Genomic DNA, 12,864 nt, shown 5'->3' with positions numbered 1-12,864 from the left:
TGGCGGCGACGCCGGGCCTCGCTGCGTCAGCACGCTTCTGCACCGGTGCCGGCGCCCCCGGCTGCACCCGTCTCGCCGATGCCATCGCCGGCCAGCCCGCCACCCGCATCGCCGATGAAAGCGCCGGGCGCGACATGCTCTATTCCAGCGGCACCACCGGCCGGCCCAAGGGCGTGCGCGGCTCGCTGCCGGAAGGGCCAATCGATCAGGCCGATGCGCTCACCGGGCTGGTCGCGCATCTCTATGGCTTTGCGCCCGGCATGCGCTATCTGTCGCCGGCGCCGCTCTATCACGCCGCCCCGCTGCGCTATTGCATGGCGGTGCAGAAGTTCGGCGGCACTGTGGTGGTGATGGAGAAGTTCGACCCCGAAACCTATCTGGCGCTGGTCGAGAAACACCACATCACCCACAGCCAGCTGGTGCCGACCATGTTCGTGCGCATGCTGAAGTTGCCCGACGATGTGCGCGGGAAATATGATCTTTCCTCGCTCAAGGTCGCCATCCACGCCGCGGCGCCGTGCCCGGTGGACGTCAAGCACGCCATGATCGCCTGGTGGGGGCCGGTCATCTATGAATATTACAGCGCCACCGAAGGCGCCGGCTTCACCGCCATCACCCCGCAGGAATGGCTGGCGCGGCCGGGCAGTGTCGGCAAGTCGATCCTCGGTGAGATCCGCGTGCTCGATGACGAGGGCAACCGGCTCGGTCCCAATCAGGTTGGCCGCATCTTCTTCCACGGCGGCGGTTCGTTCAGCTACCATAATGATCCCGAAAAGACCGCCAGCGTGATGGGCGAGCACGGCGCCACCTTCGGCGACATCGGTCGGGTGGACGAGGAGGGTTATCTCTTCCTCACCGATCGCCAAGCCTTCATGATCATTTCGGGCGGTGTGAACGTCTATCCGCAAGAGGCGGAAAATACGCTGATTTCGCATCCGGAAGTGGCCGATGTCGCGGTGTTCGGCATTCCCGATGAAGTGATGGGCGAGGCGGTCCACGCTGTCGTGCAGCCGCGCGACATGGCCCGCGCCGGCCCGGAACTGGAGGCCGAATTGCTCGCCTATGTGCGCGATCGCCTCTCCCACGTGAAATGCCCCAAGCGCATCGACTTCCGCGCCGAACTGCCGCGGCACGATACCGGAAAGCTCTACAAGCGGTTGTTGAAGGACGAATATTGGGCCAAATCAGCCTGATGACCCTGCCCAAACCTGTTCTTCAACGCCTGCTCATCCTCCTCTGCCTGTGGCTGGCCGCGCCGGCCTGGGCGATTCCGGCGATGTGGCAGGTCGGCAATGGCCGCAGCCAGGTCACCATCTATGGCACCATCCATGCCCTGCCGAAGGGGACGGACTGGTTCACGCCCAGGGCCCGGACCGCCTTCACCAAGGCCGACACGTTGGTGGTGGAGATGGTCGCCCCCGAACAGCCCGGCGCCATGGCCGACGTGGTGCAGCAGATCGGCATGCTGCCGGCGCCGGTGCCGATCCGTGATCGCCTGCCCGAAGAGCAGCGCGCCCGCTATGACGCGATGGTCAAGGCATCCAACCTGCCGCTCGCCGGCCTTGATGGCATGAAAAGCTGGCTGGCGGCGATAAGCCTGGTGCAGATCGAGATGCTGACCGCCGGCATCGACCCGGCCGCCGGCGTGGACGTGACGCTGATCAGCCGCGCTCGCGCCGCAAAGAAGCAGCTGGTCGGCCTCGAAACGCCGCGCGGCCAGCTTGAACTGTTCAACAGCCTGCCGGAGGCCGAACAGCGGCTGCTGCTGGCCTCGGCCATTTCCGACTCCGGGGAAGGCGGCAAGCAGATGCAGGCGCTGGTCGCCGCCTGGCTGGCCGGTGACGTGGCCCGTATCCTCAAGGATTTCGACGACGCCAGCCTGTCGCCCGAACTGGAAGCGCGATTGTTCACCAACCGCAACAAGGCCTGGGCCGATTGGGTGCAGGCGGCGCTGAAACGCCCCGGTCGCCGCTTCATGGCGGTGGGTGCGGCCCACATGGCCGGCCCGCATGGCCTGATTGCCTTGCTGAAGGCGCGTGGGCTGCGGGTGAAGCGGGTGGAATGAGGCGGCTGTTCGCCCCGGTCGTGCTGGCCGCCGCGCTGGCCGGCTGCGCCAGCATTGATGAACAGGGCGCCAACGCTGCCGTCGATCGCTTCCACCGCGCGCTCAACGCCGGCGACTGGGCGGCGATCGATGGCCTGCTCAGCCAATCGGCCCGCAACCTGCGCCCCGGCGGCGCCACCGCGCGCGCCTTCCGCGCCATCACCGCCCGCCACGGCCGCTATCTTGGCGGCACAGCGGCCGCGATCAGCACTGACAGCGGCCGCATCAGCCTCACCTGGTCGGCCCGCTATGAGCGCGGCGCGGTGGCGGAAGCCTACGTGCTGGTGGAAGAGGGCGGCAGCCTGAAGATCGACAGCTACACCGATCACCAACCGGTGATGCAATGATCGAAGCGAGGGATCGGACGCAACGATTTCGCAGATTGACTGGCCGCTGGTTGGTCGTGGCTGGGATCATGCTTGGAATAGCGCCCGGCCTGTTTGTGCTGGGGTTGCATTGGCTGTTTGCGGCTGGTGTCTCAAACCGCCTGGTGGTCGTGCTATCCGTGCTTGGCGCTGCCGGGTTCTGTTGTCTTGCGGCAGCCGCTTGGGTGTTTCGCTCATCCAACACTCGCTGAGCGGCTTGCCTTTTCCCCCCGCATCCCCTATGCGCGCCGCTTCGCGTGGCCGCTGCCCATTTTCGCATCCCTGGAGGCGGGGGCGGTTTCGCGATTACATCATCAGGAGCGAGCAATGAGCGAAACTTTCAAGCTCGCGGCTGAACTTCGCGCCAAGGCAGGCAAGGGAGCCTCCCGCGCGATCCGCCGCGAAGGCCGTGTCCCGGCCGTGATCTATGGTGCTGGCGAAGCTGCGACCACCATCCATGTCGAGGAAAAGATCCTCATGCGCCAGTTGCACACTGGCCATTTCATGAATGCCATCGTCGAGCTGGAACTGGATGGTTCCACCATCCGCACCCTGCCGCGCGATGTCGCCTTCCACCCGGTCACCGACCGTCCGATCCATGTCGATTTCCTGCGCCTGACCGGCAATGAAGTCGTCACCGTCACCGTGCCGGTGCATTTCGTCGATCAGGAACAGTCGGCCATCAAGCAGGGCGCGATGCTCAACATCGTCGCGCACGAACTGAAGCTGGATTGCGCCCCGGATGCCATTCCGGACGACGTGACCATCAGCCTGGCGGGCCTGCAGGTCGGCGCCTCGATCCACATCGCTGATGTGAAGCTGCCGGAAGGCGTGAAGCCGCACGGCCGTGAAACCGGCCTGACCATCGCCACCATCGTTGCGCCCAAGGCGATGCGCAGCGAAGAAGGCGAAGAGACAACCGAAGCGGCGTAAGCCGTTCGGCACCAGCCGTGAGACGCAGCGGGGCAGGGGAGCCATCCCTTGCCCCGTTTGCCTGTTTGGTGGACAGGGAAAGCCGTGCAGATCCTCGCTGGCCTTGGCAATCCCGGCGCGCAATATGCGCTCAACCGGCACAATGTCGGCTTCATGGCCATCGATGCCATTGCCGAACGCTGGAACCTTGGCCCGTTCAAGCCGCGCTTCCAGGGGATGGCAGCCGAAGGCCGCATCGGGCCGGCGAAAGTCCTGCTGCTGAAACCCGCGACGTTCATGAACGAAAGCGGCCGCAGCGTTGCCGAGGCGGTGCGCTTCTTCAAGCTCGATCCTGCGACGGCGCTGAGCGTCTTCTATGACGAGCTCGACCTCGCCCCTTTCAAGCTGAAGATCAAGCATGGTGGCGGGGCGGCGGGCCACAACGGCATCCGCTCCATCGACGCGCACCTGGGCCCCGATTGGCGGCGGGTGCGGATCGGGATTGGCCACCCCGGCCACAAGGATCGCGTGACGGGCCACGTGTTGGGCAATTTCGCCAGATTGGAGATGGACCCGCTCGCCGATCTTCTCGGCGTGCTGGCGGCGGAACTGCCCACGCTGCTGGCCGGCGACGAGGCCCGCTATCTGTCCGACATCGCGCTCAGGTTGCAGCCCTGAACATCGCGCCCTAAAAGCCGCGCAAACAGTCTCTCAGGAACCAGATATGCCCATCCGCGTCGGTATCGTCGGCCTGCCCAATGTCGGCAAATCCACCCTGTTCAACGCGCTGACCCAGACGGCGGCGGCGCAGGCGGCCAATTACCCCTTCTGCACGATCGAGCCGAACGTCGGCAATGTCGCCGTGCCCGACCCGCGTATCGACAAATTGGCCGCCATCGCCAAGAGCCAGAAGATCATCGAGACGCAGCTGGGCTTCACCGATATCGCCGGCCTGGTGAAGGGCGCATCGAAGGGGGAAGGTCTGGGCAACCAATTCCTCGCCAACATCCGCGAAACCGATGCCATCGCCCATGTGCTGCGCTGCTTCATCGACGATGATGTCACTCACGTCGCCGGCCGGGTCGATCCGGTCGAGGATGCCGAAACGGTCGAGACCGAGCTGATGCTGGCCGACCTTGAGAGCCTGGAAAAGCGGCTGCCGCAGCTGGCCAAGAAAGCCCAGCAGGGTGACAAGGAGGCCAAGGTGCAGGTGGCGGTCCTCGGCCAGGCGCTGGAACTGCTGAAGGCCGGCAAGCCCGCCCGGCTGACCGAGCCGAAGGACGAGGACGAAGCCCGCGCCCTACGCCAGGCCCAGCTGCTTACCACCAAGCCGGTGCTCTATGTCTGCAACGTCGAAGAGGCGAGCGCCGCCACCGGCAACGCATTGTCAGACGCGGTGGCGAAGATGGCCGCCAGCATTGGCGCCAAGGCCGTGGTGGTCTCCGCCGCCATCGAGGCCGAAATCGCCACCATGGAACCGGCCGATCGCCAGGAATATCTGGAGAGCCTTGGCCTGCACGAGACGGGTTTGGCCCGCGTCGTGCGCGCCGCCTATGAGCTGCTCGGCCTCATCACCTTTTTCACCGTTGGCCCCAAGGAAGCCCGCGCCTGGACCGTGAAGAAGGGCGCCCGCGCCCCGCAGGCCGCCGGCGAAATCCACGGCGATTTCGAAAAGAAGTTCATCCGCGCCGAAACCATCGCCTATGATGATTATGTCACGCTGGGCGGCGAGACGGCCGCTAAGGACGCCGGCCGGCTGCGTGCCGAAGGCAAGGAGTATGTCGTCCAGGACGGCGACGTGATGCACATCTTGCATGGAGCTTGAAGCCAGCGTGGGGGTGGTGAAGACGGGCAGGGCGGGCTAAACCTCTCCCCATGCTCACCCGCCGCGCCCTCATCGCCTCTGCCCTTGCCGCGCCGGCCGCGGCGCAGGTGGACCTGGGCTTTGGCGACAACCCGCTGCGTTCAACCACCCGCGCCTTTCCGCAGAAGGGCGAGATGATCCTGCAGCGATCGACCCCGCCGCTGCTGGAAACCCCGATCAGCGTGTTTGACGCGCATGATTTCACGCCCAACGATCGCTTCTTCGTGCGCTGGCACTATCCGTTCCCGACCGAGATTGATCCGGCCAGGCACCGGCTGCGCGTTGACGGCCATGTCGGCAAGCCGCTCAGCCTGTCGCTGGCGGCGCTGGCCCGGCTGCCGCGCGTCGCACTTGCAGCGGTGAACCAGTGCGCCGGCAATGGCCGCGGCATGTTCGCGCCGCGCGTGCCCGGCGCGCAATGGTCCAATGGCGCCATGGGCAATGCGCTGTGGGAAGGCGTGCGGTTGAAGGACGTACTGGCCTTGGCCGGCGTGAATGCCGGTGCTGTTGCGGTGCGCTGTGGCGGGCTGGATGCGCCCCTGGTGGAAGCCGCGCCGGATTTCGCGAAGTCGCTGCCCATCGATCAGGCGCTCAGCGACGATGTGCTGATCGCCTGGGGCATGAATGGCGCGCCGCTGCCGCTGCTCAACGGTTTCCCGCTGCGCCTGGTCGTGCCGGGCTGGTATTCCACCTATTGGGTGAAGATGCTCGATCACATCGAGGTGCTGGCCAAGCCTGACGAGGGCTTCTGGATGGCCAAGGCCTATCGCGCGCCGGCCAATGCACTGGCCGATATCGCGCCCGGTGCGCCAGCCGGCCCGGTGCAGCCGGTAAGTGCCATGCGGCCACGGGCGCTGGTCACCAATATCGTGGATGGCGCAAAATTGCCGCCGCGCGGGTTGACGCCCATTCAGGGGGTCGCGCTGGGTGGCGATCAGGGCGTGAAGGCCGTCGAGCTGTCCGCCGACAGCGGCGCCAGCTGGCTGCCGGCGCAACTGGGGCCCGACCATGGCCGTTACAGTTTTCGCCGCTTCCGTGGCGCGCTGGCACTGGCGCCGGGCAAGCATGTGATCCTCGCCCGCGCAACCAACGCCGCCGGGGTGACGCAGCCCCTCGTCCAGAACTGGAACCCCTCGGGCTATAACCGCGCTGGCGTCGATCCGGTGCGGGTGGAGATTGGCTGATGCGCCTGGCTCTCACTCTTGCCGCGCTGATACTGGTCGCCGCCGCACCACCGACGAAGCGCCTCTCCGTCACGCTGCCCGATGGCGAAGGCCTGCTGCCCGAACGCTATGGCGTCTCCGCCGATGCCGCCAACAGCAATTGCCTCGCCTGCCATTCGGCCGCAATGATCACCGCTCAGCCGCGGCTGACGCGGGTGCAGTGGGGCGAGACCATCGCCAAAATGCGCAACGTTTACGGCGCGCCGATTGATCCGGCCGACGACAAGGCGATCCTGGATTGGCTCGTCGCTGATTGACCTGCCGAGCCCGCGCCCGCTAAGGGCCCTGCGTGACCAAGCCGCTCTCCTTCCAGTCGATGATCCTCGCGCTCCAGCATTATTGGGGCGGCAAGGGCTGTGTAATCCTGCAACCCCATGATCTGGAAGTGGGGGCCGGCACCTTCCACCCGGCCACCACCCTGCGCAGCCTGGGCCCCGATCACTGGAACGCCTGCTATGTCCAGCCCAGCCGCCGGCCGTCGGACGGCCGCTATGGCGAAAACCCCAATCGGCTGCAGCATTATTACCAGTTTCAGGTCATCCTGAAGCCCAGCCCGCCTGATCTCATCGGTCTCTATCTCGGCAGCCTGGATGCCATCGGGATCGACCGTGCCAAGCATGATGTGCGCTTTGTCGAGGATGACTGGGAAAGCCCCACTTTGGGCGCCTGGGGCCTGGGCTGGGAAGTGTGGTGCGATGGCATGGAAGTGAGCCAGTTCACCTATTTCCAGCAGGTTGCCGGCCATGATTGCGCACCGGTGGCAGGCGAACTGACCTACGGGCTTGAACGGCTCGCCATGTACATCCAGGGCGTCGAGAGCATCTATGATCTGGCCTACAACGATGCCGGCGTCACCTATGGCGACGTGTTCCTGAAGAACGAACAGCAGTTCAGCGCCTATAATTTCGAAGCCGCCAACACAGAAAAACTGTTCCAGCATTTCAAGGATGTATCCGACGAATGCCGGGCGCTGGTGGCGCGCGACCTGCCGCTCCCGGCCTACGACCAGGCCATCAAGGCCAGCCATTTGTTCAACTTGCTCAACGCGCGCGGCGTGATTTCGGTGGCGGAACGCCAGGCCTATATCGGCCGCGTGCGCGATCTGGTGAAGGCCGTGGCGGATAACTGGGTGGAGCAGGTCAAGTGAAGTTCCTGCTCGAACTCCAGTCCGAGGAAATCCCGGCCCGCATGCAGGCGGCGGCGGCAGACCAGCTGCGCACGCGCTTCGTGGATGCGCTGAAGGCCGCCGGGCTCGCCCACGGCAATGTCACCGCTGACGCCACCCCGCGCCGGCTGTGGCTGATTGCCGATGATGTTGCTGCCGCCAGCGAGGGCAGCGCCGAGGAGGTGAAGGGCCCCGCCGCCACCGCGCCGGCGCAGGCCATCGAGGGCTTCCTGAAAAAGACCGGCCTGACCCGCGACCAATTGGAAGAGCGCGAGACGCCCAAGGGTGTCGTGCTGTTTGCCGTGCTGCGTCGGGAAGGCCGCACGGCGGCGGAAATCCTCGCCGAGGTGATCCCGCAGATCATCCGCGATTTCGCCTGGCCCAAATCGATGCGCTGGGGCGCCGCCAGCCAGTCCACCGCTGCCCCGCGCTGGGTGCGGCCGCTGACCGGCATTGTCGCGCTGCTCGATGGCCACGTGGTGGCCTGTGAAGCCCATGGCATCACGTCTGGCCGCGAGACGCGCGGGCACCGGGTGCACGCGCCGGGCGCGCTGACGATTGAAAGCGCCGCCACCTACGCGGATCAGTTGCGCGCCGCGCACGTGCTGGCCTCCAGCGCCGAACGCCGCCAGATCATCGCCACGCGCGCCGCCGAACTGGCCGCCGGGGCGGGCCTGACGCTGATCTCGGACGACGGCCTGGTCGCCGAAAACGCCGGCCTCACCGAATGGCCAGTGCCGCTGCTCGGCCGCTTCGATCCCGATTTCCTGTCGGTGCCGCGCGAGGTGATCGTGCTCACCATGCGCACCAACCAGAAATATTTCGCGCTTTCCGATGCCAGCGGCGCACTCGCCCCGGCCTTCATCTGCGTCGCCAACCTCGATGCGACCGATGGCGGCGCCGCCATCACCCACGGCAACCAGCGCGTCCTCTCCGCCCGCCTGTCTGACGCGCGCTTCTTCTGGCAGCAGGACCTCGCCACCGTCCGCGCCGGCGGGCTGGAGGCGTTCCTGCCCAAGCTGAAGGATATCGTGTTCCACGAGAAGCTCGGCACGCTGGCCGACAAGGTGGAGCGCGTTGCCTCGCTGGCGAAGTGGTTGTGCGAAAGCGGCGCCGTGAAGGCAGACCCGGCGCAGGCCGAGCAGGCCGCGCGACTGGCCAAGGCCGATCTGGTTTCCGCCACGGTCGGCGAGTTCCCGGAAGTTCAGGGCCAGATCGGCCGCTACCTCGCGCAGGCCATCGGCGTGGAACCGGCCATCGCCGACGCTATCCGCGACCATTACAAGCCGGTCGGCCAAGGCGATGACGTGCCGACCGCTCCAGTGAGCGTGGCCGTCGCGCTGGCCGAGAAAATTGATACGCTGCTTGGCTTCTTCTGCAATGATTTGAAGCCAACTGGGTCTAAGGATCCGTTCGCATTGCGTAGGGCTGCACTTGGTTGCGTATCGATCATAACGCAAAATCAGATTGGCATCTCTTTGCTGGAAATGATGGAGGAGCATGCGCATTACTTCTCTGAGGAAATCCGCATTGAGTCATTGCCCTTCTATGAGATGAATAGAGTTATCGAGAAATTGAGGTTGGGCGATCAAAACTTCAATGCAATTGAAGAAGATAACGAACTTTGGATGACCCACGGAGAAAATAAAATCGCCAAGATTAGTAAGAGATTGTTTACTGATCCGAAATCCCGTGATGAGCAAATTTATCGTTCTGTTGGCGGGATGTTTGAACTTATAGATTTCCTTGTTGAACGTTTGAAAGTCCAGCAACGCGAAGCTGGCGTGCGTCACGACTTCATCGACGCCGTGTCCGTGCTCGGCGGTGGGGATGATCTCGTTCTTCTGCTCGCCCGTGTGAAGGCGTTGCAGGCGTTCGTCGAAACCGAAGACGGCACCAACCTGCTCGCCGGCTACAAGCGCGCGGCCAATATCCTGAAGTCGGCCGAGAAGGACGGCATTGGCGAACCGGCCAGTGGCGAAGGCGAGGGGGCCGAAGCGCTGCTCGCCGCCGCACTGGCCACCGCGCTGCCAACCGCCAAGCAGGCCGTGGCCGACGAGCGCTTCACCGATGCGATGGCGGCGCTGGCCAGTCTGCGCGGGCCGGTCGATGCCTTCTTCACCGACGTGATGGTCAATGATCCCGATCCGGGCATCCGGGCGCGGCGATTGGCCCTGTTGGCGCAGTTCCGCGATGCGGTGCATGGCGTGGCGGACTTCTCGAAAATCGAAGGTTGAGCGCGCCTGTGGCACAAGCCATTGCGGGCGGCGATAAGGGGCAGGACATGAAGTCAGTTTTCCGGTTCGGTGGCGGCACGGCAGACGGCAATGCCTCGCAGAAGGAATTGCTGGGCGGCAAGGGCGCCAACCTCGCCGAAATGGCCGGCATCGGCCTCGCCGTTCCCCCCGGCCTCACCATCGCCACGCATGTCTGCGCGGCCTTTTATGATGCCGGCGGCCGCCTGCCCGATGATGTGCAGCGCGATGTGCTGGATGCGCTGACCTTCGTCGAGGGCGTCACCGGCAAGGTCTTCGGCGATCCCGCCAACCCGCTGCTCGTCTCCGTCCGCTCCGGCGCGCGGGTTTCCATGCCCGGCATGATGGACACGGTGCTCAACCTCGGCCTCAACGACGTGACGGTGGAGGGCCTCGCCGCCGCCTCGGGCAATCCGCGCTTCGCGTGGGACAGCTATCGCCGCTTCATCCAGATGTATGGCGACGTCGTGCTCGGCCTTGATCATTATGCCTTTGAAGACGCCCTGGAAATCGCCAAGGAAGACAAGGGCGTCACCCAGGACACCGGGCTGGACGCGGCCGATCTGAAGAAGCTCGTTGCCCGCTACATGGCCATTGTCGAGCAGAACCTCGGCCGGCCGTTCCCGCAGGACCCGCACGAACAATTGTGGGGCGCCATCGGCGCGGTGTTTGGTTCGTGGCGCAGTGACCGGGCGCGCACCTATCGCCGCCTCAACGATATTCCCGAAAGCTGGGGCACCGCGGTCAACGTGCAGGCGATGGTGTTCGGCAATCTGGGCGACACCTCGGCCACCGGCGTGGCCTTCACCCGCGATCCTTCGACCGGCGAACGCGCCTGGTATGGCGAATATCTGATCAACGCCCAGGGTGAAGACGTGGTGGCCGGCATCCGCACGCCGCAGTATCTCACCAAGGCGGCGCGCGAGAAGGCCGGCGCCAAGGCGGCCTCGATGGAAGAGGCGATGCCCGTTGTCTTCGCCGAACTCGGCCGCACCTTCGACCTGCTGGAGCGGCACTACCGCGACATGCAGGACATTGAATTCACGGTGGAAGACAACCGCCTCTACATCCTGCAAACCCGCAGCGGCAAGCGCACCGCCAAGGCCGCGCTGCGCATCGCGGTGGACATGGTGGGCGAAGGCCTGATCACCGAGGCCGAAGCCGTGAAGCGCGTCGATGCCAGCGCCATGGACCAGCTGCTGCACCCGACGCTCGATCCCAAGGCCCCGCGTGACATCATCGCCCGCGGCCTGCCGGCCAGCCCTGGTGCCGCCAGCGGCATCGTCGTGCTGGATAGCGACAGCGCTGAAATCCGCGCCCGCGCTGGCGATGCCGTGATCCTGGTCCGTACCGAAACCAGCCCGGAAGATATTCACGGCATGCACGCCGCCCGCGGCATCCTGACGGCGCGTGGCGGCATGACCAGCCATGCCGCCGTGGTGGCGCGCGGCATGGGCCGGCCCTGCGTGTCGGGCGCCGGCGGCATCAGCATCGATCTGGTCGGCCGCACTGTCAGCACCGGCGGCCGCATCGTGAAGGAAGGCGATCGCATCACCATCGATGGCGCCACCGGTGACGTGATGCTGGGCGATGTGCCGACGGTGGAGCCTGATCTGTCGGGCGATTTCGGCATCTTGATGGAGTGGGCCGACAAGCATCGCCGCCTGAAGGTGCGCACCAACGCCGAAACCCCGGCCGATTGCCGTGTTGCCCGCCAGTTCGGCGCCGAAGGCATCGGCCTGTGCCGCACCGAGCATATGTTCTTCGAGCCGAGCCGCATCACCGCCGTGCGCCGCATGATCCTGGCCGAAGACACCGCCGGCCGCGCCGCCGCGCTGGCCGAACTGCTGCCGGAACAGCGCGCCGATTTCGTCGAGATCTTCCGGGTGATGGCCGGCCTGCCGGTAACCATCCGCCTGCTCGACCCGCCGCTGCACGAATTCCTGCCGCATGATGATACCGGTTTTGCCGAAGTGGCCGCCGCAACGGGCCTGGCCGAGACATTGGTGCGCCGGCGCATTGGCGAACTGCACGAATTCAACCCGATGTTGGGCCATCGCGGCTGCCGGCTCGGTATCACCTACCCGGAAATCTATGCCATGCAGGCCCGCGCCATCTTTGAAGCCGCCGTGCTGGTGGCCCAGGAGACCGGCGAGGCGGTGGTGCCGGAAGTGATGGTGCCGCTGGTGGCGACGCCCAAGGAACTGGAGCTGACCAAGGCCGCGATCGACGCCGAGGCCGCCGCCGTGTTCGGCGAGACCGGGGTGACGCTGGACTATCTGGTCGGCACCATGATCGAGCTGCCGCGCGCGGCCCTGCGTGCCGGCGAGATCGCTGCCCATGCGCAATTCTTCAGCTTTGGCACCAACGATCTGACGCAGACGACGCTGGGCATCAGCCGCGATGACTCGGCGCGCTTCATGGGGCCCTATGTGGAAAAGGGCATCTATCCCAAGGACCCGTTTGTCTCGATCGACGAGGACGGCGTTGGCGAACTGGTGGCGCTGGCGGCCGAACGCGGCCGGGCGGCAAAGCCGGACCTCAAGCTCGGCATCTGCGGCGAACATGGCGGCGATCCGGCCTCGATCCTGTTCTGCGAAGGGCTGGGGCTGGATTATGTCAGCTGCTCGCCCTACCGCGTGCCGATCGCGCGACTGGCGGCGGCGCAGGCGGCGCTGAAGCGCGGCTGATCAGCGCCTCCACATCCACCAGCCCGTCGCCAGCCCGACGGCAAAGCCGGCCAGCACCCAGGCCCAGATCTCGCCAAACAGCCAGATCATCGCTGCACCCACACCGCATCGGCAATGCCGGGGTGGCGCTTCACTTGCGTGATGATGGCGGCGCGGGTGGCGGCATCAGCCGTGCCCGACAGGCGCGCCACCCGCGCCACCCGCCACGATGGCTGGCGAAACGTCACGCTGCCATCCACCACGCCGTGGGCGCGCATGGCGCTGGCCGCTGCGCCGCCCAGTTCGG

General features: G+C 65.8%; 12 protein-coding genes. 11 read left to right on the top strand and 1 reads right to left on the bottom strand.

The features are described from left to right. The 11 genes from GJ693_RS09215 to ppdK all read left to right on the top strand — a co-directional run. Positions 1 to 1,193: AMP-binding protein (locus tag GJ693_RS09215; RefSeq protein WP_156256017.1), on the top strand; the 1,193-nt coding region annotated here is incomplete at its 5' end. After that, positions 1,193 to 2,065, top strand: a complete 873-nt coding sequence (locus GJ693_RS09210) for a TraB/GumN family protein (protein ID WP_197042081.1) — start codon at positions 1,193 to 1,195, stop codon at positions 2,063 to 2,065. The genes GJ693_RS09215 and GJ693_RS09210, both read left to right, overlap by 1 nt. Continuing rightward, a complete protein-coding gene (locus tag GJ693_RS09205; RefSeq protein ID WP_156256015.1) occupies positions 2,062 to 2,451 on the top strand; it encodes a hypothetical protein in 390 nt (129 codons plus the stop codon). Before GJ693_RS09210 ends, GJ693_RS09205 begins: the two co-directional genes overlap by 4 nt. 345 nt (positions 2,452 to 2,796) lie before the next feature. After that, entirely contained in the window at positions 2,797 to 3,402 is a 606-nt protein-coding gene (locus tag GJ693_RS09200) for a 50S ribosomal protein L25/general stress protein Ctc (protein WP_156256014.1), read from the top strand. Positions 3,403 to 3,486: 84 nt separating this feature from the next. Further along, positions 3,487 to 4,059 carry an aminoacyl-tRNA hydrolase gene (gene pth / locus GJ693_RS09195; protein WP_156256013.1) on the top strand — a complete coding sequence of 191 codons (573 nt, stop codon included), beginning with the start codon at positions 3,487 to 3,489 and terminating at the stop codon, positions 4,057 to 4,059. A gap of 46 nt (positions 4,060 to 4,105) precedes the next feature. Continuing rightward, complete coding sequence (gene ychF, locus GJ693_RS09190) at positions 4,106 to 5,206, top strand: redox-regulated ATPase YchF (protein WP_156256012.1); 1,101 nt, start codon at positions 4,106 to 4,108, stop codon at positions 5,204 to 5,206. Between the two features lie 50 nt (positions 5,207 to 5,256). Beyond that, the gene (locus GJ693_RS09185) at positions 5,257 to 6,429 is read left to right on the top strand and encodes a molybdopterin-dependent oxidoreductase (protein WP_156256011.1); all 1,173 of its coding nucleotides are present in this window, start codon (positions 5,257 to 5,259) and stop codon (positions 6,427 to 6,429) included. Next, a complete protein-coding gene (locus GJ693_RS09180; RefSeq protein ID WP_156256010.1) occupies positions 6,429 to 6,725 on the top strand; it encodes a cytochrome c in 297 nt (98 codons plus the stop codon). Before GJ693_RS09185 ends, GJ693_RS09180 begins: the two co-directional genes overlap by 1 nt. 32 nt (positions 6,726 to 6,757) lie before the next feature. Further along, positions 6,758 to 7,615, top strand: a complete 858-nt coding sequence (locus GJ693_RS09175) for a glycine--tRNA ligase subunit alpha (protein WP_197042080.1) — start codon at positions 6,758 to 6,760, stop codon at positions 7,613 to 7,615. A 41-nt stretch (positions 7,616 to 7,656) separates the two neighbouring features. After that, positions 7,657 to 9,870, top strand: coding sequence for a glycine--tRNA ligase subunit beta (glyS, locus tag GJ693_RS09170; RefSeq protein WP_235902767.1), 2,214 nt, complete (start codon positions 7,657 to 7,659; stop codon positions 9,868 to 9,870). 47 nt (positions 9,871 to 9,917) lie between these two features. Further along, positions 9,918 to 12,578, top strand: coding sequence for a pyruvate, phosphate dikinase (gene ppdK, locus GJ693_RS09165; RefSeq protein WP_156256008.1), 2,661 nt, complete (start codon positions 9,918 to 9,920; stop codon positions 12,576 to 12,578). Positions 12,579 to 12,664: 86 nt separating this feature from the next. Here the strand turns inward: ppdK and GJ693_RS16865 are convergent. Further along, positions 12,665 to 12,864 (bottom strand): hypothetical protein (locus tag GJ693_RS16865; protein ID WP_197042079.1); only part of this gene is annotated, 200 nt, incomplete at its 5' end.

This window comes from Sandarakinorhabdus oryzae, assembly GCF_009733735.1.
Classification (GTDB): domain Bacteria; phylum Pseudomonadota; class Alphaproteobacteria; order Sphingomonadales; family Sphingomonadaceae; genus Sandarakinorhabdus; species Sandarakinorhabdus oryzae.
This window is presented reverse-complemented; position numbering and strand designations above follow the sequence as displayed.

Bases quoted from the DNA above. Each gene is read 5' to 3' on its own strand.
- GJ693_RS09210 (WP_197042081.1), top strand. From the start codon at position 1,193: ATGACCCTGCCCAAACCTGTTCTTCAACGCCTGCTCATCCTCCTCTGC.
- GJ693_RS09205 (WP_156256015.1), top strand. From the start codon at position 2,062: ATGAGGCGGCTGTTCGCCCCGGTCGTGCTGGCCGCCGCGCTGGCCGGC.
- GJ693_RS09200 (WP_156256014.1), top strand. From the start codon at position 2,797: ATGAGCGAAACTTTCAAGCTCGCGGCTGAACTTCGCGCCAAGGCAGGC.
- ychF (WP_156256012.1), top strand. From the start codon at position 4,106: ATGCCCATCCGCGTCGGTATCGTCGGCCTGCCCAATGTCGGCAAATCC.
- GJ693_RS09185 (WP_156256011.1), top strand. From the start codon at position 5,257: ATGCTCACCCGCCGCGCCCTCATCGCCTCTGCCCTTGCCGCGCCGGCC.
- GJ693_RS09180 (WP_156256010.1), top strand. From the start codon at position 6,429: ATGCGCCTGGCTCTCACTCTTGCCGCGCTGATACTGGTCGCCGCCGCA.
- glyS (WP_235902767.1), top strand. From the start codon at position 7,657: ATGCAGGCGGCGGCGGCAGACCAGCTGCGCACGCGCTTCGTGGATGCG.
- ppdK (WP_156256008.1), top strand. From the start codon at position 9,918: ATGAAGTCAGTTTTCCGGTTCGGTGGCGGCACGGCAGACGGCAATGCC.